Annotated in this window: 16 protein-coding genes and 1 pseudogene; 10 read left to right on the top strand and 7 right to left on the bottom strand. The window is 52.1% G+C overall.

Annotated features, from left to right (window positions below; all coding sequences use genetic code 11):
- Nucleotides 1–102: 102 nt before the first annotated feature.
- From HKD21_RS14665 to HKD21_RS13050, 6 genes are all read left to right on the top strand, one after another.
- Complete coding sequence (locus HKD21_RS14665; protein WP_352131051.1) at nucleotides 103–348, top strand: monooxygenase family protein; 246 nt, start codon at nucleotides 103–105, stop codon at nucleotides 346–348.
- Nucleotides 349–642: 294 nt separating this feature from the next.
- Nucleotides 643–1,686 (top strand): phospholipase C/P1 nuclease family protein, encoded by a 1,044-nt coding sequence (locus HKD21_RS13070; RefSeq protein WP_194256071.1) that lies wholly within the window; start codon nucleotides 643–645, stop codon nucleotides 1,684–1,686.
- A 100-nt stretch (nucleotides 1,687–1,786) separates the two neighbouring features.
- Nucleotides 1,787–2,320: an RNA polymerase sigma factor gene (locus HKD21_RS13065; protein WP_194256070.1), complete on the top strand. Its 534-nt coding sequence runs from the start codon at nucleotides 1,787–1,789 to the stop codon at nucleotides 2,318–2,320.
- A complete protein-coding gene (locus HKD21_RS13060; RefSeq protein ID WP_194256069.1) occupies nucleotides 2,317–3,258 on the top strand; it encodes a FecR family protein in 942 nt (313 codons plus the stop codon). Before HKD21_RS13065 ends, HKD21_RS13060 begins: the two co-directional genes overlap by 4 nt.
- Nucleotides 3,259–3,369: 111 nt before the next feature.
- Nucleotides 3,370–6,348: a TonB-dependent receptor gene (locus tag HKD21_RS13055; protein WP_194256068.1), complete on the top strand. Its 2,979-nt coding sequence runs from the start codon at nucleotides 3,370–3,372 to the stop codon at nucleotides 6,346–6,348.
- 4 nt (nucleotides 6,349–6,352) lie between these two features.
- Entirely contained in the window at nucleotides 6,353–7,174 is an 822-nt protein-coding gene (locus tag HKD21_RS13050; RefSeq protein WP_194256067.1) for a hypothetical protein, read from the top strand.
- 20 nt (nucleotides 7,175–7,194) lie between these two features.
- Here the strand turns inward: HKD21_RS13050 and HKD21_RS13045 are convergent.
- The 5 genes and pseudogenes from HKD21_RS13045 to metX form a co-directional block, all read right to left on the bottom strand.
- Nucleotides 7,195–7,670, bottom strand: a pseudogene (locus HKD21_RS13045) (IS5/IS1182 family transposase); the annotation flags it as partial.
- Nucleotides 7,671–7,869: 199 nt separating this feature from the next.
- Nucleotides 7,870–9,165, bottom strand: a complete 1,296-nt coding sequence (locus HKD21_RS13040; protein WP_194256066.1) for a DEAD/DEAH box helicase — start codon at nucleotides 9,163–9,165, stop codon at nucleotides 7,870–7,872.
- A 260-nt stretch (nucleotides 9,166–9,425) separates the two neighbouring features.
- A complete protein-coding gene (locus tag HKD21_RS13035) occupies nucleotides 9,426–10,034 on the bottom strand; it encodes a nitroreductase family protein (protein ID WP_194256065.1) in 609 nt (202 codons plus the stop codon).
- Between the two features lie 95 nt (nucleotides 10,035–10,129).
- Nucleotides 10,130–10,735, bottom strand: a complete 606-nt coding sequence (gene metW / locus HKD21_RS13030) for a methionine biosynthesis protein MetW (protein WP_194256064.1) — start codon at nucleotides 10,733–10,735, stop codon at nucleotides 10,130–10,132.
- Nucleotides 10,735–11,925 (bottom strand): homoserine O-acetyltransferase MetX, encoded by a 1,191-nt coding sequence (gene metX, locus HKD21_RS13025; protein ID WP_194256063.1) that lies wholly within the window; start codon nucleotides 11,923–11,925, stop codon nucleotides 10,735–10,737. The genes metW and metX overlap by 1 nt, the downstream gene beginning before the upstream one ends.
- A 140-nt stretch (nucleotides 11,926–12,065) precedes the next feature.
- On the opposite strand from metX, the gene HKD21_RS13020 reads away from it, so the two are divergent.
- Nucleotides 12,066–15,854 (top strand): glycoside hydrolase family 99-like domain-containing protein, encoded by a 3,789-nt coding sequence (locus HKD21_RS13020; protein WP_228121482.1) that lies wholly within the window; start codon nucleotides 12,066–12,068, stop codon nucleotides 15,852–15,854.
- Nucleotides 15,855–16,076: 222 nt separating this feature from the next.
- Here HKD21_RS13020 and HKD21_RS13015 read toward each other — a convergent pair whose 3' ends face one another.
- Nucleotides 16,077–16,955 (bottom strand): helix-turn-helix transcriptional regulator, encoded by an 879-nt coding sequence (locus HKD21_RS13015; protein WP_194256062.1) that lies wholly within the window; start codon nucleotides 16,953–16,955, stop codon nucleotides 16,077–16,079.
- Nucleotides 16,956–17,047: 92 nt separating this feature from the next.
- On the opposite strand from HKD21_RS13015, the gene HKD21_RS13010 reads away from it, so the two are divergent.
- Nucleotides 17,048–17,941, top strand: a complete 894-nt coding sequence (locus HKD21_RS13010; RefSeq protein WP_194256061.1) for an SDR family oxidoreductase — start codon at nucleotides 17,048–17,050, stop codon at nucleotides 17,939–17,941.
- A 298-nt stretch (nucleotides 17,942–18,239) separates the two neighbouring features.
- On the opposite strand, the gene HKD21_RS13005 is transcribed toward HKD21_RS13010, so the two are convergent.
- Nucleotides 18,240–18,935, bottom strand: a complete 696-nt coding sequence (locus HKD21_RS13005; protein ID WP_228121481.1) for a DUF488 domain-containing protein — start codon at nucleotides 18,933–18,935, stop codon at nucleotides 18,240–18,242.
- On the opposite strand from HKD21_RS13005, the gene HKD21_RS13000 reads away from it, so the two are divergent.
- Together HKD21_RS13000 and HKD21_RS12995 are read left to right on the top strand one after the other, a co-directional pair.
- Nucleotides 18,841–19,068, top strand: a complete 228-nt coding sequence (locus HKD21_RS13000; protein WP_322782937.1) for a hypervirulence associated TUDOR domain-containing protein — start codon at nucleotides 18,841–18,843, stop codon at nucleotides 19,066–19,068. The two genes, HKD21_RS13005 and HKD21_RS13000, sit on opposite strands and share 95 nt — an antisense overlap.
- 594 nt (nucleotides 19,069–19,662) lie before the next feature.
- Nucleotides 19,663–21,939 carry a TonB-dependent receptor gene (locus HKD21_RS12995; RefSeq protein WP_194256058.1) on the top strand — a complete coding sequence of 759 codons (2,277 nt, stop codon included), beginning with the start codon at nucleotides 19,663–19,665 and terminating at the stop codon, nucleotides 21,937–21,939.
- The last annotated feature ends 45 nt before the right edge of the window (nucleotides 21,940–21,984 follow it).

Here is a 21,984-nt window from a genome sequence, read left to right as displayed (position 1 = left end):
ATCTGGCGCTCAGACAACAAAAATACCTCACTCACAGGCCTACCCTCCATCGGTAAGCCTGTGAATCACAACCTCTCGCTCAGTTCAATAAATTAATAGGTCCTGAGCCTACATGCCGATTGGTGGCGTCGTATGCGTGAGATGTCGGCAGGTGCAGGTTTCTGGCATGAAACCTACCATGCCCGCGGCGGTGTTGAGGCCGTATACATCGCGATGGACCAACCGGTCGGCCTGCAACACTTTGCGCCCGAACGACGACCGGTCGGGCCGTTCACGTCGGCACGGTCTCGCATTCAGGGAGGAGCCGCATACATAGCTACAGAGGATGTATCCAAACAAGCGGAATGACTCGCTTGCTGGCATCACTGATATTGACAGGGACGTCCTGAAAAAGGGTGAGTATTGACCTCTCAGCCCTTCAGGCAGACCTCCCCTGACAGGCATGCTCGTGCTGAAGAAGTATCGGAAGATCAAGAACAGAATGGACCACGCATTTCCTTGATCCGGTGATGGCTGTTTCACCACGTAAAGCCATTCACACACGTTACAGATCCAAAAGAACAATCATCAAACCGTCACACACATATCGTCGGACACTCCCTACAAGGCGTTTTATAAAACGCCCGATCGGACCGTCCTCCCGTGCTATTACGCAAAATCTTATGCTTTGTTATTCTGAGCGCGTGTGCCTGCGTTTCTCTCAAGGCCTACGCCTGGGGCGAGAAAGCGCATTCTGTTATCGACCGCGCCGCAGTCAATGCCCTTCCTGACGACGGGCCGATCTATCTTAAAAAACAAATCTCGCTGATTGCGGACTCGGCCAGTGTTCCCGATAGCTGGCGAGCCGCGAGCGAACCGTTTTCCAAGATGGCCGAAGACCCCAATCATGGCTGGTTTCGCGAACAGTCCGCTTTTCTGAAAACAGTCCCCCGCTCGCGCGTCGCCTTTATTCTTGCCCTGTACCGCGAACATCAGCGTCTCGAAGCTCTGGGATCGCCCCAGGCGAAACGCATGAACGTCCGCTGGGTCGGCACATTACCTTACGCCGTGGTCGAAGGATATGAACACCTCGTCGCGGATATGCGTGCGATCCGCGAAATACAGGCTACCGGACACGATCCCTCAGCCCTTCAGATCGATACTGCCTTCATGGTGGCATGGATGGGGCATTACGTCGCCGACGGATCGCAACCACTGCATGTCACGATCCATCATGATGGTTGGGTTGGTGCCAACCCGCATCATTACACCCGTGACCATAATATCCATGGCCGCTTCGAGTCTGATTATATCGAGATGATCAACCTGACCGAACAGGACGTGCAACAGCATCTCGCACCATTGGGGCATCAGAACGGCGATGTCTTCGATCTCGTTCTTGCCTATCTCGCGCGGTCACACCGGGATGTCGAAACGGTCTATGCTCTCGATCAGTCAGGCGCACTGAAGGACCCGCAGAACAAGGCCGCACGTCAACTGGTTTACGAGCGTACGGCCGCTGCTTCCGCCATGCTGCGCGATCTTGTGTATCGGGCATGGCGGGAAAGCACACTGCCACCCGAGACATCAGTACAGCCCGATCCGGCCGATCCAGAAAGCCCCGGATATGACTCCTCCGCCGGGACCGTTCCGGCCGCGCACTCCCCGTCTCTTCCTTCGTCCGTCCCTCCCCCGCCGGCTGGCTGAAACCGGCCTAGCTCGGAACGGGCATAGCCGGTCTGTCATGACGTCACTTTTTGGAGCTGTGTCAGTCTTGGATTTCCATTGCAATGACAGGATCGTCTGGATGTCGCAGCAGATCCTGCCTCACGAACCGGACGTACGCCGCTGGCTGCGCGCCTTTCGTGACATCGACACGGACGACGTCATTCAGGAATGTTACGCCATTCTTCTTGATGTTGAAGTCGCAGCAATACAGACCCCCAGAGCCTATTTCTTCCGGATCGCCCGCAATATCGTCCTGCAGCAGTATCGCCGCGCAAAGGTCGTCTCCATCACGGCGCTGGCAGAATTCGACATCCATGATCTCGCGGACGATACTGCCTGCCCTCACCGGACGATCGAGGCCCGGCAGGAACTCGAACGGCTGCATCACATGGTGCAGAACCTGCCAGAGCGTTGCCGTCAGGTGCTGTTGCTGAGGAAACTGGAAGGGCTGTCACAACGTCAGGTCTCCGAACGGCTCGGCATCTCGGAAAATATCGTCGAAAAACAGGTCGCCCGTGGTTTGCGGGCACTAAGCCGACTATTCCGCGACGACCGGACGACGCCGCCAAAGACACGCCCCGTTCCGATGAAGAAGGTTACGCCCCTCCTTTGAGCCATGATGACACGAGCATAAGCTCGATTGATGCGGTCGCCTTCGATTGGGTCGCACGCCTCGACAATGCCCCGCTGAATATTTCCGATGCCGCCGCGCTTCAGCGCTGGCTCACAAGTGACGTGCGCCATCGCGGAGCCTTCGCACGCGCGCAAAGTCTCTGGGTATCCGCAGGCCGCATGGCCGCGCTTCAGGGTACGCCGCTGCCTGCTGCTGCTGCCCCGCCATCCCGCCTTACGAGACGCGCGCTTTTCCGCACGGCCGTGGCTGCCGGGATTGCAGGAACAGTGCTACTTCCGCGCCGTTCCGCAGATGCCTCGGAAATATACCATGCGACTTCCGGACTGATGCACATCACGCAACCGGAATGCGGCGAAATCGTTCTCGATCAAGGAACGATCCTGCGTGTCCGCAGCCACACCAATCGCCCTGAATTCGACCTGCTCACGGGGCGCCTGAGTCTGGCAACTCTTCGCATTTCCCTGCCCATCAACATGAACGGCCTCTCCATTGCCTTACAGCCCTCCAGCAAGCTGATCGCGCACGCGGCCGGAGCCGAGAGCGATGCGCTTGTTCTGCAAGGCCATGCCCTCAGTCACTGCCAGCAAGAGCGCAGGGAACGTAGTCTTCACGCAAAGGACTGGATCCGAACCACCCCCCATTCCGTTACTGTTACAAGCCTCTGTGATGAGGACATGGAGCGTGCCGTCGCGTGGAGTGAGGGAAAACTCGAATTCCAGTCCGTCGACGTCGTGGACGCCATCTCTGAACTGAACCGTTACAATTCCCGCAAAATCATCCTGACCAGTTCCGCATGCGCCCACCGAAAAATCAGCGGTATCTTCATGCTGGACGACCCTCTGGGTTTCGCCCGTGTTCTCAGGGAGATATTTGGGGTTCGTCTTAGTATTTCCAAAGAAAATATTGCAGTTTCGTGACCAGGACCATGAATGCATGGCGCAATAAAAGCTTCACACAAACATAACGGCGGATTTTTCGATCTTTTACATCTTTTAAGCGAACGTAGTCGAACGGGGATCGAACCTGCTGTGTCTCGCTTTATCCATCATACACGATTTCTTTCTGCGCTTGCCTTCTCGACAACCTGCCTCGCCAGCGGTTTCGTACCCCACAGGGCCTTCGGACAGTCGACTGCTTTCAGTATCGGGCGTATGCCGATCTCCCGCGCGATTGTCGCCTATGGCCGTCAGGCCAATATGCAGATCATCCTTGCCGATCCCGTGCAGAAATCCATTACCGGAAATGCCGTTTACGGGAGCATGGACAGCAAAGCTGCCCTTGCAAAACTCCTGGCCGGGACCGGACTTGAGGTAATTTCTACGCATGATCGGCTGATCGTCATCGGTCTGCGCAAGACAGCCGCCGCAGCCGGCATCAAAACAGCCTCTACCCGCCAACTCGCACGGGACGCAACCGTCAGCGAGAATGTGAATGTCACCGGAAAACGAGACAACACCTCGACCAAACGCTACGCTTCCCAGATCGTCGATACGCTCAGCGCGGCCCAGATGCGCACAGTGCCGGATCTGAGCGTTGTAGAAGCGGCCCGGCGCATCGTTGGCATTTCAGTCATGCCAAGCACGGATGACAACCGGTCCGACAACAACATCGAAAACATCACGATCCGTGGTCTCGACAATTCCTACAACCTCATCACCATCGACGGCGCCCAGCTTGCAAGCGCCAACAATACCTATCGCGGCGCACGGCTCGACCTGATCCCATCGTCGATGCTCGGCGAGCTTCAGGTTCTTAAAACTGTGGATGCCTATAACGATCCGCAAGGGATCGGCGGTCAGGTCAACATGGTGACGAAAAGCGCGTTCGATTACGGCAACAGCTTCGATACGCAGCTTCTCGGCGGATGGAACAATCTTGCCGGGAGCGTCGTCCAGCCGAGGCACGAAAACTGGCGTGTTGACGGCGCCTTGACGCGCGTGTTCGGCAGGAACAAGGAATTCGGCTTCGTCCTTTCCGGCAATTATCAGGAACTGCATTCCGCATCGCACGCTATCCTGCCGGGCGATACGACGGGTGATGGCTGGAACTACTACAGTGCCTCGGGCGCATCCGTCGGCTCCCCTACCAACACGGACGCACAAGCCGCAAAAGGGAGTGCTGTTCCCGTCCGTTCGCAGGACTACGCGTTCGATGATGCCTATCGCCGCTACAGCCTGACCGGCAAATTTCAGTATCGTCCGTCCAGCCGCTTCGATCTGTCGGTTTTCGGCGGATATTTCCACACACTCGATCAGGAAACGCGTAATGAAGCGCTCTCGATGCCCTCAGGCACATGGACTCAGGGCGCGACACCCGACACTGGTTCCGTCACGACTGGCCAGTATCAGTTCGGAATCACGCAACAGCCCGAGACGCAGCGGACATGGTTCGTCAATGGCAAGATCCATTACGACATCAACGACCGGATGCACCTGAACTTCCTCGCATCGGACTCCATCGCCTGGGACGACAGCTATCGTACCATGATCAAATACAACACTGGAATGAACGAAAATACGAACAAGACGACATACCAGCCTGCATACGGGTATAATTATTCCGTCAACAATGGTGCTCCGGTCATCGCCCTGAATGACCTCTCCGCAGCCAATGACGCCAATAACTACAACCCGCGCTACTGGCGGTTTTATGGTTTTCACGTCAAGAATGACGTCCGGTTTCTGCGGGGCGACTGGCGATGGGACGTCGGGCATGGTTTCTGGCTGAATGCGGGCGTCACCCAGACGATGACTCATGTCGACAACAGCCAAACTTATACCCAGTATATCCCGAAAGACGCCATAACCGCCGCTGAAATCGGGAACATGAACGAGGTACTTGCGAGCAAGGTCCTGACGATGGAATCTGCTCCTAGGCTGAAATTTCCCATCTTCAATTACCAGGAAGCCCTCAACAAGCTCCTGAACAACAAATCTCTTTTCAAGACAACCAACACAACCTCAACGACCAAACCCGCATACTATCATCTTCAGGAATCCATCACAGCCGCCTACTTCCAGACTGGTTGGCACAACCGCTACGTTTCGCTTCAGGGTGGCTTTCGTTGGGATCACACTCGCGCCGATATTGGCAATTTCAACGGCATGACGAACTCCGGCGTCACCGATTACCAGTTCGAAACACGAGGGGCCGGTTACGATTACCTCCTCCCCTCAGTGCTGGCCACTTTCAACGTCAGCCCCACAATGAAGCTGCGCGCGGCCTTCACCGAAACGGTCGGCAGACCGAATTATGGAGATTACGGTGCCGCGACAAGCACCACGTTCGACGGCGCGACCGTCAATATTTCCCAGGGCAACCCGAACCTAAAACCCCGTCATTCTTGGAATTACGACCTGTCTTATGAGTGGTACCCGCAAAAGGATACTCTCGTAACGGTCGGGATCTTCTACAAAGACATTCACGATGAGATTTATACCCGCACCTCATACGGAAACGTCGTGATGGACGGGAGCACTTACGCCGCCGTCGTCTCCGAACCCCTCAACGCCTCCGGTGCGGGCATGCGTGGCGTCGAAATGCAGTTCATGCGTCAGCGTTTCGGCTTTCTTCCCGGAATTCTGAAGAATTTTGGCATTTCTTTCAACGCGACCTTCCTTCAGGGATTCTACGAAGAAACCATGGATGATAGCACCCAGCGCAGGGTGCACGGTCTCTCGAACCAGCCTTCCCATATCTATAACGCCTCGCTGTTTTACGCCGACAAACGTCTTGAGGCGCGCGTTGCCTATAACCGGATCGGGAAGTCCCTCTATTCCACGTCCGGCACGGCAAGCTGGCAGGACATGTGGCTTCAAGAGCGCGGACAGCTCGACCTTCAGGTCAGCTACCGCTTCTACAAATGGCTTTCCGCTACCGGTCAGGTCCAGAACCTGACGGGAGAGGGTTACGAGACCCGAATGGGACCACGTGAAAATCTGATCCAGGACCGTCATCCCGCCGGACGCAGTGTCTGGCTCGGCCTTCGCTTCCAGCCGGATTTCTGATCTCATGAAAATGCTTGTTCCGTCATTTTTCGCCCTTCTCCTCACCGCGTCCGTCAGTGCACCAGCCCTCGCTCAGGAGGCAGCCCCCATGCTGGGTGCGGCAAAGATCCTGCGCACCGTGCCGGCACGGGAAGCCACGCAGGGTGTCGCCAACGATCCCCGGTTTCTCTACGCCATCGAAAACAGCACAATCGGCAAATACGACCGCAGAACAGGCCAGCGCGTCGGATTATGGTCGGGCGATCGCAGGGTGTTCATCCATATCAACAGTTGCGAAACGCGAGGCAACGAACTGGTCTGCGCGATGTCGAACTATCCTAATGTTCCGATGTGGAGTTCGGTCGAGTGGTTCGACACAAAAACCATGCATCACATCCGCAGCCATAGTTTCGGTCCCGGACGCGGATCGCTCACCTGGATCGACTGGCATGATGGAAGCTGGTGGGCGTGTTTCGCAAATTACGACGGCGATGGCGGTGAAACACCGCGGGACCATCGCTCTACGCTGCTTGTGCGAATGGACCCTCATTTCGTCCCGCAGGAACAGTGGCTGTTCCCTGAAGACGTTCTTGACAGCTTCGGTCATCACAGCGCATCGGGCGGACACTGGGGCAAGGACGGACGCCTCTACGTCACAGGGCATGACGCACCCAGTCTCTATGCCCTCGCCCTCCCAGACGCTGGTGGACGCCTCATCCATGTCGGCACATATGATTTGCCTACACATGGACAGGCTTTCGACTGGGACGCTCTGTCCAGCCATCACCTGTGGACCATCGACCGACAGAAAACGATTCTGGTTGAAAGCAGCCTTCCATCACAATGAATGCGACGACTTGGAGGGTTTTCTGTGATGGTTGGGCGATGAATCATCAAGCAGACTGGTTTCTTTGATACGATATTGGCCAGCTCGATCCTTATGGTGTCAAGCTATGCCCACTGTCCGGATGAACAATCCTGTCTGTGGCTTCTGATCAGCAAAGACATGCTCGACACACGACCGGATAGCAGACTTTCCGGCGTTGGATTTCTGGATATGCCGGCCAGCCCGTTGCGGCCGGATTGGTTTTCTCCAGAAGCCCTCCGCTCACTCTGGCGCCGTCATTGGGCGCGGCATCGGTTGCTTTCCATTTCCGGATCAGTCTGAATTTCCGGTCGATAGAAATATGCGATTTGTAGTCAAAGAATGAGATGATCTGTTGCAGGGATCGTCTCATCTTCCTGCCGCTTTTGCTTTCGTGAACTTTATCGTCCATCAGGCATGCCTGCCCTTGTGGGACAGCTCTGACAGCTTGTCCTAGCCAGTCTTGTGAGAGACGCCCTTGCTCCCACCAGCAGGAAGTGAAGACTTCGAAATTCACAGTCCGGGAAAAGGTTTTAAGCTGGTTACCAAGCCCGTTGACCATCAAAGATGCTTAGCCTGCGTCATCATCCATCCCTCACCAACAAGATGAAGGTTGGGATCACAGACAGGGCCTTATAACCGGAGGGTTCTTCGAACCCTCCGGTTATAAAAACAGATCAGCGAGGGCCGGAACGGGGGCCGCCGCGGCTGGGAGCCCCCCCACGACCGCCACCCGGACGACCGCCGGAGGGCGGTCCCGAACGACGGCGCCCGCCTCCGCCGCCGCCACGACCGCCGCCAAGAACAGGAGGACGCTGTGTGGACAGGCGCGCCTCTTCGGAATGGAAGGGATGATCGGTCACGACGGGAATAGGCTTGCCGATCTTCTTTTCAATATCCTTGAGCCATGCGCGCTGTTCGGCATCGCACAGCGACACTGCACAGCCCTCACGTCCTGCACGCGCCGTCCGACCAATACGGTGCACGTAGGATTCCGGAACGTTGGGCAGATCATAATTGAAGACATGGCTAACTTCGTCCACGTCGATGCCACGCGCAGCAATGTCCGTGGCAACCAATGCCTTGATGGCACCGCTACGGAAACCCGCCATGGCGCGTTCACGAGCACCTTGAGACTTGTTGCCGTGGATGGCTTCGGCCCGAATGCCGTTTTTGTTTAGGAATTCTGCAACCTTGTTGGCTTCGTGCTTCATCAGCGTGAAGACCACGGCCCGCGCAACGCTCGGGCTTTCGAGCAGCATGAGAGCAGCGTCTTTCTTGCTGTCAGAGTCGACAAACATGACAGCCTGATTAATACGATCAACTGTGCTCGATTCAGGGGTCACCTGAACGGTCGCCGGGTCCTTCAGAAGGGAATGAGCCAAATCGCTGATGGATGGCGGCATGGTGGCTGAAAACAGCAACGTCTGACGCTGCTTGGGCAAGAGAGCCATAATGCGCTGAATGTCGCGCACGAAGCCCATGTCCAGCATCCGGTCGGCTTCATCCAGCACGAGGATTTCAAGACTGGAGAGATCGATATACTTCTGCCCGATCAGATCAAGCAGACGGCCCGGCGCGGCCACGAGAACGTCAACGCCGCGGCGCGTCGCTTCAATCTGCCGTCCCTGCCCCACACCGCCGAACACGACAGCGTAGGAAAACTTCATGTGCCGCGCATAAGCGGCGAAGCTTTCGCCGATCTGGGAGGCCAGTTCGCGCGTTGGCGCCAGAACCAGAGCCCGAACACCCTTTGGGGGAGCAGGACGCCGGTTTGAAAAGATATGGTTCAGGATCGGCAGCGCAAATGCTGCAGTTTTGCCAGTACCGGTCTGGGCAAGTCCCAGAAGGTCACGACCTTCCAGAAGATAGGGAATAGCTCCGGCCTGAATTGGCGTCGGGGTGGTGTAACCCTCTTCCGCGAGAGCCTTCTGAATTGGCTCGGCAAGATTGAGTTCGGCGAAACTGGTCATGGACCTCTCCTTTGAGACGGCAAGGTCATGCTCAGTTAACCGCACCGCTATACATCCCACCCGGCCAATTGGCCGCAGGTTTTTATTGCAGATCACCTCTTGCCTGATTTGTCCGTAGAACAAGCAGGATCACGAAGTCATCGTCACATTTCAGAAAATGCCCTGAAGTGCTCAAGGGATGTAGGACAGCACTTGTCCCATTGCAAGGATACAGCAATGGCATTCTGTGAAAAACCATTGCTATTTCTTGAATTTTGCCATCAGGCGAAGCTGTCGTATTGAACCAGTGCATCAAGAGGCAAGACGCCACCGCGCGGCCGTGGCGATGATGCCTCACGTCCGAGCGCGACAAACATCACAATTTCATGATCCGATGGAAGATTGATGATTTCCCCGACCCGGACAAAATCAAACCCGTCCATCGGGCACGTCTGAAGGCCGTATGCCGACGCAGCCATCATAAGCGCATAGGCCGCCAGACCACAGGACCGAAACCCTTCATCCCGCTGCACCTGTTCACGCCCCTCATAATAAGAGCGGATCATGCCGACATATCCTTCCCGCACGGCTTCCGGCGCGTCTTTCCAGTAACGCGCAGGATCCTTTTCCCACGCCTTGATGTCGGCACACATGATGATCAGTGCAGAACCTTCCTCGACTTGCGGCTGATCCCACGCGGCAGCACGAATTCTGCGACGCTGCTCCGGATTCCGCACAACCAGAAAACGATAGTTCTGGATATTGAACGCAGTTGGCGCATAACGGGCTGCCTCCAAAATCGCCGTCAGATCGGCATCCGTGATCTGATATTTCGGATCAAAATGTTTGGTCGCACGACGGGATGCGATGGCCTGAAGAATTTCGCTCATGAATCCTGCACTCCGCTCTCATAGTGAAAGACCTTCATCAGGCCTGTGACTTCAAACCTTTGCTCGAAGGAAAGGTTGCAAACGATTGAACCCGGTCAGGGCTCTGCTCGTCGCAACAGGAACATCGCCTGCTCTCCGAAGAGATTGGCAAGTCTGATAGACCGGCGCCAGGGCGCTCTGGCACCATCTTCATCAATCGCCAGCCACTGCTGGACAACATATCCCTCTTCTTCACAAAGGACGAGAAAGTCACGGATCGTACAGGGATGGATGTTTGGCGTCGAATACCAGGGTGTACTCCAGACAGGCGTCATCGGCATGCGCCCTGTTGTCAGGAGCTGAAGTCTTAGTCGCCAGTGTCCAAAATTCGGGAAGGATATAATTGCATGGTGGCCAATCCGGAGCATTTGTTTCAACACTTCCCGCGGACGCTCGACAGCCTGAAGAGTTCTTTGCAGCACGACATAATCGAACGTACCATCCGGATAATCCGCCAGATCATGGTCCGCATCGCCGTGCATGACAGGCAAACCGTGCGCAACGGACTGCGTGACGTTCTGCATGTCGATTTCAATGCCGCGGGCATCGCACGAGCGCGTCCGGTACAGATAGTCGATGAGTGTGCCGTCTCCGCTTCCGACATCCAGAACGCGCGATCGAGGCGCAATCATTTCGGCAATCAGGCGTTGGTCAACACGCATCAGCCTTCCCCCGCCAGAAGGGCTGCATGCTCGGCAGCGCCATTGATGAAGCCCCGGATTGTCCTGTCAAAATCCGGTTCTTCCAGCAGAAAGGCGTCGTGACCACGATCGCTCTCGATCTCGACGAACGAGACGTTTGCCCCTGCCCGATTGAGTGCCCTCACCAGAAGGCGCGACTGAGACGTCGGAAAAAGCCAGTCAGAACTGAAGGATACGACACAGAAACGCGTCTGCGATTCCCGGAACGGATTAGCCAGATCGCCATCATGTTCAGCCGCCAGGTCGAAATAATCCATCGCACGTGTGATGGTCAGATAGGAATTGGCATCGAAACGGCGCACAAACGACGACCCCTGATGGCGCAGATAGCTCTCGACCTCGAACATCTCGCCAAACAGAGACGGGCTGCTGGACGCAGGCACGGCTGTGGCAGCGTCATGCCGGATCCGCCGCCCGAACTTCCTGCTGAGCGCCTCCTCCGACAGATAGGTGATATGCGCCATCATCCGCGCAACCCCGAGCCCACGAGCCGGTATGGCATCGAAATCCCTGTAGTGGCCATCATGCCAGTCGGGATCGGCAAAAATAGCCTGCCGGCTGACTTCATTAAACGCGATATTCTGAGCGGAATGAAAAGGAGACGTTGCAATCGGCATGGCAGCGAACACCCTGTCCGGGAAATCCGCAGCCCAGGTCAGCGCCTGCATTCCGCCCATTGATCCACCAATAACGGCGAACAGACGACCAATTCCCAGATGGTCGATCAGCTTGGCCTGAGCAGCCACAATGTCGTGCATGGTGATGGGCGGGAACGCACTGTCCCATGCTTTTCCCGTTGTGGCGCAGATCGATCGTGGCCCCGTCGTGCCCATGCAGCCCCCCAAGACATTGGAACACACCACGAAATAACGATCCGTATCAATCGGAAGACCGGGCCCTACCATGCGGCTCCACCAACCGGGTTTTCCGGTCAGGGGGTGCTGTTCCGCAAGATACTGGTCGCCCGTTAAGGCGTGGCAGACCAGAATGGCATTGTCGCGCGTCGGCGAGAGCGTGCCATATGTACAATAGGCAACCTCCAGAGATGCCAGATGCACACCACATTCCAGATCAAGACCGCCCTCAAGGCACACGGTCCGGTGCTCATGAGCCGGACCATCCACGACAATCGGTAACACGCTGATGCCCATCGTTAACCTGCCTCTGATGCCACGATGGAAGGCAGCATTACCTTCCTGGCGCCACGATATGACACTGCCCGACAATACGAGCAAATCCTTTTGGATTGACGATGAATTAACGGCTTGAATAAAGTTAAAAAAACGTAAAAATGCCGCATATGCCGAATGCGTTTTCACATTCCCCTGTCGAAGATTCACAATCACCGCTTTTCCCGGTCGATGCATCGCCTCTGCAGATCCTCGGGCATTCGGGGCTGTTTGACGCATTCTATTACCTGCAATCCAACCCGGATCTGAAAGCATTCGGAACCGAAGTCCTGCGTCATTACCACCAGCATGGATGGCGCGAAGGCCGCAAACCCAATGCTTTTTTTGACCCTCACTGGTATCTCAGCCAGAATCGTGACGTTATTGGCGATCCATTACTTCACTATATTCTTCGCGGAGAACGCGAAGGACGGCGTCCGATCGCATGGTTCGATCCCATATGGTACGCCCGAACTTACCGCGTTCCCGAACGGATGCCAGCCCTCGCCCACTATTTGCTGAACCGTCATAACACACCACTGCGTCCAATTCCCGAGTTTGATCCGGAATTCTATCTGCGCTCTTACCCAGACGTCGCCAAAGCCGGATTGGATGCGCTTGAACATTATATGGTTCAGGGCTTCCGCGAAGCGAGACGTCCCTTTGACGGATTTGACCCTCTTTATTACAGACGGAAACATTTACGACATTCTCCAGAAAGCAATCCATTACTTCACTATCTGGAAAACCGTGATCGGCCGGATGTACATCCTTGCAGCCCAGAAACGGAAGTATCTGTTTTTGGCGAAATAAAGCGCAGGAGTAAACCTGGCCCCTTTTTCGAAAAAGCTGCTCCCCTCCCGGCAAGTGCCATTCGTCGTGCACGCGTCTTGGCTTACTACCTGCCGCAGTTTCACAGTATCCCAGAAAATGACGCCTGGTGGGGGGATGGCTTCACGGAATGGACCAACCTCTCTCGTGGCGTTCCGCGTTTTTCTGATCATTATCAGCCACGCATTCCAAGAGATCTGGGTCATTACACCCTGAATTCTCCAGAAATTCTCGAACGACAGGCCAGAATGGCCCATGCGGCCGGTATTGAAGGGTTTATTTTCTATTTCTACTGGTTCAACCGTACACGCCTGCTTGAACAACCTTTAGATATTTTGCTGTCAAACCCGCAAATCGATCTTCCATTCTGCCTCATGTGGGCCAATGAAAACTGGAGCCGTCGATGGGACGGATCGGACGAAGACCTGCTGATTGCACAAAATTATAGACCCGAAGACGATGAGGCCCTCGTAGACTGCTTTGCACACTACCTGAAGGACCCGCGCTATATCCATTTCGACGGTCGCCCTGTGCTCATGATTTATCGGCCTGGAACAATCCCGGACGCTCCGGCCGCTATAATCAAATGGCGCTCCATGTTCCGAAAAAGACATGGAATGGACCCGCTCTTTGTCATGGGACAGGCTTTCGGGGATGAAAACCCTGATCTTTTTGGTCTGGATGGCGCTATCGAATTTCCACCTCACAAAGTTGTCTCCGCTTGCAGCCTGATAAATGATGAAATTCATCTTTTTGATAATGAATTCAGTGGTCAGGTCTATGATTACAATGAAGTCGTAAACACAGCTTTAGCACAGCCCAAAACACCCTTTCCCCTTATACGCACTGCGGCTCCTTCCTGGGACAACGACGCACGGCGACAAGGAAAAGGGCTTGTCCTTCATGGATCAACGCCCGAACTCTACGAAAACTGGCTAAGTGGCCTGATCGAACACGCACAGACTAATACATTTTTCGGAGAGTCTGTTGTCTGCATCAACGCCTGGAATGAATGGGCGGAAGGAGCCTATCTGGAACCAGACCAGCATTTCGGAAGCGCATACCTCAATGCAACGGCCCGTGCCTGCACTGGTTTTGGGAAAAGCCAGTCACGATCAAAGCTTTTGCTGATTGGCCATGATGCCTTTTCTGCTGGCGCCCAGAAATTACTTTTAGAAACGGGACGTGCGCTAAAACATTACTTTGGAGTTGAAATTCAATTCCTTCTTCTTGAAGGGGGTACACTCCTCAACGAATTCCATAGCGTGGCACCCACTGAGATTATTGCCGTAGAATCAGAGACGACTCTTCACAAACTTAGTGCTCTTCAGAAAAAAGGCTTTCATGCAGCAATTATCAATAGTGCAGCGGCTTCGACTGCAGCACCAGGCCTTGCACAGGCCAATATCGATTTCGTGTTCCTTATTCACGAACTCCCGACTCTTCTTCGTAGTCGCAATCTTTATCCGTCAATGGAACTTGCCTGCAAACTGGCACGACAAATCATTGTTCCAACCAATAGTATGGCTAAAAAACTGAATCTTGAAGCAGCAAAAAACCTGAAAATCCTGCCACAAGGTCTGTATTCTACAGCATCATTTTCTATGCAGACACGACAAATGATGCGCAAGCAGTTGGGCTTCACGACAACAGACCCCGTTGTGATGGGGGCTGGTTATGCGGATCTGCGAAAAGGCTTTGACCTGTTTCTTCAGCTTTGGCGTAAACTGAGAGGTAAAGCTCATTGTGTATGGTTGGGTGATATTGATCCATCACTTAAAAATAGCCTTCACGTCGAACTCGAAAACGCGTGTTCCAGTGGAACATTTCATATGCCAGGCAGAATAGATAATGTCCCAGCATGGCTTGCTGCCGCAGATGTTTTTGTTCTGCCTTCCCGCGAAGACCCATATCCTTCGGTGGTTTTGGAAGCGCTGGCAGCCGGCCTTCCATGCGCCGCTTTTGACGAAGCAGGAGGAATCCCGGATCTTCTAAAACAAATCAACAGCAATGAGGTTTTTCATAATAGAATTATTCCATTTGCAGATGTTGCCACTTTAGCCAGCGCGTCTGAAGATATGGCGAAATGGTCTATGCAGAGAACAAACAAAGAGCGTCACAAAGCGGGATTATTTGCACAAAAATCTTTCGATTTTAAAAGCTATACGCAAACAATTCTCAGCCTCTCTATGCCTGAGATACCAAAAATTTCTGTCGTTATTCCTTCTCATAATTATGCCCACTACATGAGTGGACGTCTTTCTTCAATATTTGCACAAACCATACCGATTTTCGAAATAATCGTGCTTGACGACGCATCGGACGACAATAGCTTACAGATAGCCCGCCAGACTGCAAAAGACTGGAATAGAAATATCGTTTGTGTTGAAAACAATATTGCTTCGGGGTCAGTCTTCCGTCAATGGCACAGAGCTCTCAAGCTAGCGCAGGGTGACTGGATCTGGATTGCTGAGGCCGATGACTTCTGCGAACCTCATTTTCTTGAAAATATTCTAGATGGCATCAAAAACAATGCGGCTATTGTTATGGGATTTACTGATAGCCGCTCCGTAAACGAAGATGGAATGCCAATTTCTCCATCTTATCGTCCTTATTATTCAGAAACTGCAGGACTACTTTTGGAAAATAATAGCCACTTCACAGGAGACGAATTTGTCAGAGGATGCTTGTCCGAACGCAATCTTGTCCTCAATGTCAGCAGCGCTATTTTTAAAAGAGATCGTTTGCTTTCCGCAATTAACTCTTGCCAAAAAGACTTACAGACCCTTCGTGTTGCTGGTGACTGGCGGATTTATATTGAGCTCCTGACCCAAAAAAATTCCGAAGTCATATACATAGCAAAGCCTCTTAATATTCATCGAAGACACGCTGATTCAGTAACACATACTCTTAATCGACGGAATCATATTGAAGAGATAGCATATATTCATCACATTCTTAAAAAGAAACTAAGGCTTCCAGAGTCTCATATAACTCGTCAAAATCATTACCGCCTTATGCTGGAGAACCAATTTGGTTTAATAAATAAAAACAATATAGAAAAAATTATTCCGAATTAATTTTAAAAATGGGTCTGCTGACACCACAATCTGTCTAAAGATCTTTATCATAATAAGACAAAAAACGCCCGGCTTTAGTGGAAGTCCTTTCTGACAGAAGTTCACTGCTGCCAGAAAGGAAAAGCTTTCCTATATTATAGTCGATGCCAAAGCGGATTTAGAGGCAGCCATATCGGTTCTGATTGACGTGATCTGGAAAACTGGAATTGCTGTTTCCTTCATCTATACAGCACGCATTGCTTCTTCTTGATATGGAGTGGAATATCTATTTTTCTGAGAAGAATTTTCTATAAGTTTGCGAACTCGTTCTAAATCATCAAGGGTCGCTGGATTATAAATAATCAGACCAAGATCAGGACGACCATCTACAGAAAACCCAGAATATTCCAATTCGATCAATCCTACTGTCGGATGATTCAGCCGCTTCGTTCCCTCTCCATGAATCTGTACGTCATTATCCTGCCAGAGCTTTGCAAATTCCGGGCTGCGCGAACTTAGTTCTTTTACAAATTCATCAACCTCGGTGGAGGCGCCTGCGCGCACGGCATCGGCGCGAAATGCCGCAACAACGGATCTGGCCAGATTTGTCCAGTCCACCTGCATATCCCGAACTCGAGAAGTACAGAATACAATATGCAGAATATTACGCTGTTCTGGTGGTAGTTCTCTATAGTCAGTGAGCACTGCAGCAGCTGCCCTGTTCCAGGCTACAATGTCCCATAGCGGTGTTTTGACAATCGCTGGACTATGCTCAAGGGCATCAAGAACACGTTGCAGGCGTGGCGTAATTCCATCGGATACGCGATAGCGCACTTCTGGCGGGTGGCCGAGTGCAAGCATAAAGAGGTGTTGCCGCTCAGGTTCAGTCAAGAGCAGGCCTTTAGCGATACGATCGAGTACATCAGGAGAAGGAGCGCCACCTCGCCCCTGTTCCAGCCAAGTATACCATGTTGGACTTATATTGGCACGTTGCGCGACTTCTTCTCTGCGTAAGCCCGGTGTACGGCGTCGCGCACTGGAAAAACCAAACGCAGCAGGGTCGAGGCGTGTGCGTCGATCTTTAAGGTAGGTGCCGAGCGAAGTGGGAGAGCTCACAGTCATCCTGTTGGTTTTCATACTATGATAACGTCACTACTGTAACAGTATAAAATTTAACGACACGATGGGAATCAAACAATATCGGAACGCAGACGATGAAAATTTTTCTTACCGGTGCCAACGGATTTATCGGGTCGAAACTTGTCTCTGAACTGATCGATGCCGGACATCAGGTTCTTGGACTAACCCGTTCGGATGCAGGAGTGCAGCAACTGATCGCGGCAGGAGCAGAAGCTTATCGCGGTGACTTGGAGGATCTTAACAGCCTGCGTGTCGGTGCAGCAGGATGCGATGGCGTCATTCACACAGCATTTGACCACAATTTTGCAAACTACACTGCCAATTGTGATCAGGATCGACGAGTAATCGAAACATTGGGCGCTGCACTCCAAGGCTCGAATAGGCCACTTGTCATTACATCCACAACGTTGTTTGGTGAAGCGATCCCCGGTCAGCTCGCGGATGAAGACGTTTTTAACGCTCAACATTCCAATCCACGCGTTACGTCCGAGATTGCCGCTCAGACTATGATCGATCGAGGCCAGAACGTATCGTTAGTCCGCCTATCACAAATTCACGATACGCATCGTCAGGGGCTGGTTACTTTTCTGGTGCAACTCGCCCAACAGACGGGTCAGTCAGCTTATGTTGAGAATAGTGCAAACCGTTGGTCTGCCGCTCACGTCTCCGATACTGTGCGTTTGTTCCGTCTTGCTGTGGAAAAACAGATTACCGGAGCACGTTATCACGCAACCGCTGAGGAGGGCGTGTCTGTCCGATCCATTGCAGAAACGATCGGACAGCGCCTTAATCTGCCCGTTATATCCTTATCGAAGGAGGCTGCTATTCTCCATTTCGGATGGTTGAACGGGTTCGTTTCTAAAAACATGATTGCAGCAAGCGCGAAGACAAAAAAACGCCTGAACTGGCACACGAATGGACCAAAAATCCTTACCGACGTCTTAAACCTCAATATTGAGACTATTTAAATTTTAAATTCTTAGCAGCCTCTTTCGACATTGCATCAGACAGATTTCCTATCCGTCTGATGCAATAACTTCACCGTTATAGAAATATATTAAATAACAAAAAAACAAAAATACCTTACACCAATAATTATTAGATGAACCTATAAAAAAATTATAATATATTATCAATAAATACTTATTTGTGAAAAATTCAGATTCTACATCGCTATGTTAGCGAAAAATTCTTCTTTAATTTGATTTATTCATATTCAACTGCCTTGCAACTTCTGCAAAAATTTTGGAAATATCGTTCCTTTATTTATCCTATCTTACCTTCAATCACTGAAATTTCCATCTCAGGGTAAGTAATATGCTGGCTGCTATCAATAATTGCTGACTCAGTGAGGCGTGCGGAAACGGCATCCGTCATGGACAGAATATGAAAGACTGTCATCCCACGGGCCAGAAGATAGTCGGTGATAATGCGCCTGTGACAGCGCCACCAGAGAACTTCCGCACACATAATCGCAACGGTTGCCTGCTGTCCCAATTCAATAAGCTGCACAAGACCGTGGTGAAAATCTTCTCCAAGCGCATAATCAGCATAATTATGAAAACTCTGGACACGCCAGAATGCGTTGACCGCCGTCGCCACCGTTTTCGATCGCGGTCTTCGCCCTCCAAGCTCGGGCAAGTGGCTATAGTCAATCCCATGTATCGCCAGTTCGGACTGAAGGTTCGTTCCATCATAATCACGATTACGACGGGAATACGGAAAAGCCCTTACATCCACTATCAATGTCACACCATAATGACGCAAAATCGCGATAAAATCAGATAGCTGAAGCGTCGAGTGACCAATGGTGTAGAATGGGCTGAAGCAAGATAATCTTGTCTCTTCTCCGAGGTTCACATTGGATATGGAGTTTTCCATGCCGTCACAGACTTTCAAAATTGGAGATATCGTCTCCTGGAACTCGGAAGCGGGACACGTGAGTGGGCGAATCAGAGCCATTCATGAAACCCCCTTTCTGGTCAAAGGCTATCAGCATCACGCGACGTCAGAACAACCTCAATATGAAATAGAAAGCCTTAAAACCGGCCATATCGCTTACCACAAAAGCGCGGCCCTAACATTTTTAGAGTGACGGGAAAGTAAGCGTCGGGAATATTTATATATTGTGTCGCTAGTGACGACACAATCCAGAGATCAAATTTAGCGCGTTTTGATTGCTCTTTGCAGTAAATCCTGCCTAGCAGCGCTAGGCAGTGGTTACCGCATCACATCCTACAAACCTCCAGCCATCGCTATTACAGACGTTTTACGCCTTCTGCGTGGCAGCAGCCATAAGAACGCGATTGTCAATATTCCTTATTGTGTAGGCAAGACGGTCTTATTGAGGTTTTTCTACTTCACCCGCAGTTCAAGGGCATGAAAAAATCGCTTACCAGCGGGCACCTCATAAGTGCCTTTCTCAACTCACCGCGTTATTTTTACCGATGTGTATGAAAGCGTCTCTTTCAGGAATCATGTCTCGAAAACATTTTTTCTGAACAAACCGACAATCAGCTACCCTCAAAATTAAACTATCATAAAAAGTTTAATGTAAAATATATTATTGACTATTTTCTATAACTATATGAACATATCACAAACTAAAAACGGGCATTAAAAAGTGAATTATCCACCTCGCGGCCTGAATCCATCCGCGCGTCTGCGCTTTTGGTACTCAAGACAATTCATGCTCGCGTTAACCGCAGCCTCCGTCAGCCTCTGCACTGCCCAAAGTTTGGCGGCTGAAAAGAAAGACCTCAGAGAGGGCTATTCTTCAGCAACTAAGAAACAAAATCCGGAAAAATCATTAGAGAATTCCAGCAATTACGAGCAAATTACGGTCACTGTGCGACGTCGCAGCGAACCATTGCAGAAGGTGCCTGTTGCCACATCGATTTTCACAGCCAAAGATGCGGCACGGAACAACGTCCATGACCTTCAGGGAATATTCCAGTTTGTTCCGTCGGCTAATTTCCGTACAAGTGCATCATCCAAAGATAGAACGGTTTTTGTGCGTGGTATAGGGACGATTTCCACATCTCCGGGCGTAGAGCCTTCTGTCTCTACCGTTCTAGATGGTGTTGTTTTGGCCCGCTCGGGTCAGGCCACTGCAGATCTTCTCGATCTTGAACATATTGAAGTGTTACGGGGGCCACAGGGCACTCTGTTTGGTAAAAATGCTTCGGCAGGCGCGGTGAATATCGTCACCGCAGCGCCAACAGAAGCCTTTCATGCCCATGCCGACGCTTCCTATTTTTCTGGAGACGAGTATCGCTTGAGTGCTGGCGCCTCAGGCACACTCATTCCGTCAAAACTGACAGCCATTGGGTCTGTTCTGGTTGGCGGGTATACCGGGAATGTCCGTAATGTGTACAACAGCGAAACCGTTAACGGATATCAGCATCGCGGCGCGAGAACGAAGCTGGCATGGACGCCTGACGACCAGACACGGGTCACCTTGGGGCTGGATTATATGTATTCCAACGATGCTGTTCCCAATGGGGTCTTTTCATCGAGCTCACATGTTGCCTACCCCACAGGAACAGTGACGAACAATGCTGCACTGGCGCAGGCTCTAAGTTCTGAAGGTATTCACCCGTCATCGAACAATACGCGTGTCAATAATAATACTCTCAGCAAATCCATTGACCACAATGGAGGTGCCTCAATCACGCTTGATCGAAAGTTTGGCGATTATACCCTGACTTCCATTTCCGCCTACCGGCGCTGGCAGAACACACAGGATCAGGATTACGACCAACTGTCTCAGCCCTACCCTTCCCTGCCGCAACTCGCTGATCATGGATGGCTGGATTTCTGGCAGGCATCTCAGGAGGTCCGTATTGCATCCCCGAAAGGGCATTTTTTCGATTATGTAGCAGGCCTGTATTATCTTCATACGTCTGATTCAGAAACATATGACCGATCTTTGCAGCCTTACGGCGGAACATCTACTTCCGGGCATGCCGATTTCGGGACTACTGGAAACAATTACGCAGCTTTTGCCGAAGGCAACCTGAATTTCACGAAGAATTTCAGAGCTATTCTGGGGCTCCGTCTGCTGAGAGACGATCTGGATTACCGCTTCAACCGCACATCGACATCCGCCTCAGCGGTGACGGGTATTCGTCCAGACTATTCTTCCAATGGCTCGACAGCCCATAACGGGTATGTTGACCGGATCGGCCTGCAATATGACGTCAGTCACGATATCCATGCCTATTTCACCTATTCACATGGATATAAAGGGCCAGCCTATAACGTGTTCTTTAATATGCAGAACACAGACGCAAAGTCTCTACGACCAGAACAGAATAACAGCTTTGAAATTGGTCTGAAATCACAGTTCCTGCATCGTAGGATTACAGCGAATTTCGCAGCTTTCATTGAAGATTTTTCAAACTATCAGGCCAATTTTCTGGATACCGTTGCAGGTGCGACCGTCACGCGCCTTATCAATGCAGGAACAGTTTCCAGCAAAGGGGTAGAGGGGGACATTACCGCACGCCCCTTCCGCTATCTGACCGTTGGAGGCAATTTTGCCTATACCTATGCCACGGTCGATCATTTCAATTGCCCTGCCGGTGCGCCTCTCTCCTGCAATGTAAACGGCCAGCCGCTACCTTTTGCACCGCGCTGGAAACTTGTCCTGAATGCGGATTATACGCGGCCGCTGAATGATCGTTTCACCCTTTCATTAGACAGCGATTACACATGGCAGAGCCGCACCCAGTATTCACTGACAGAAACACCTGACACCATTCAGAAAGCCTATGGGATCTGGAATCTCGGTACGACGATCGAGGATAAGAAGCATCGGTTGCGTCTTACGCTCATCATGCGCAATGCCATCAATACACATTACGCCTCTTATATGGGCTATGGGAGCCTGGGAGGTGTCGTAAACTGGCTCCCGCGCGATTACGGCCGTTATGGTGGCTTTACCTTGCACAAGGACTTCTGAGCCGATGGCCAGACGGCTCTTCAGACCATCACAAGCACCAGAAAC

Source organism: Gluconobacter cerevisiae, assembly GCF_015244675.1.
GTDB classification, from domain to species: domain Bacteria; phylum Pseudomonadota; class Alphaproteobacteria; order Acetobacterales; family Acetobacteraceae; genus Gluconobacter; species Gluconobacter cerevisiae.
The sequence above is the reverse complement of the archived record's forward strand: the minus strand, read 5'-3'. Positions and strand labels throughout refer to the sequence as shown.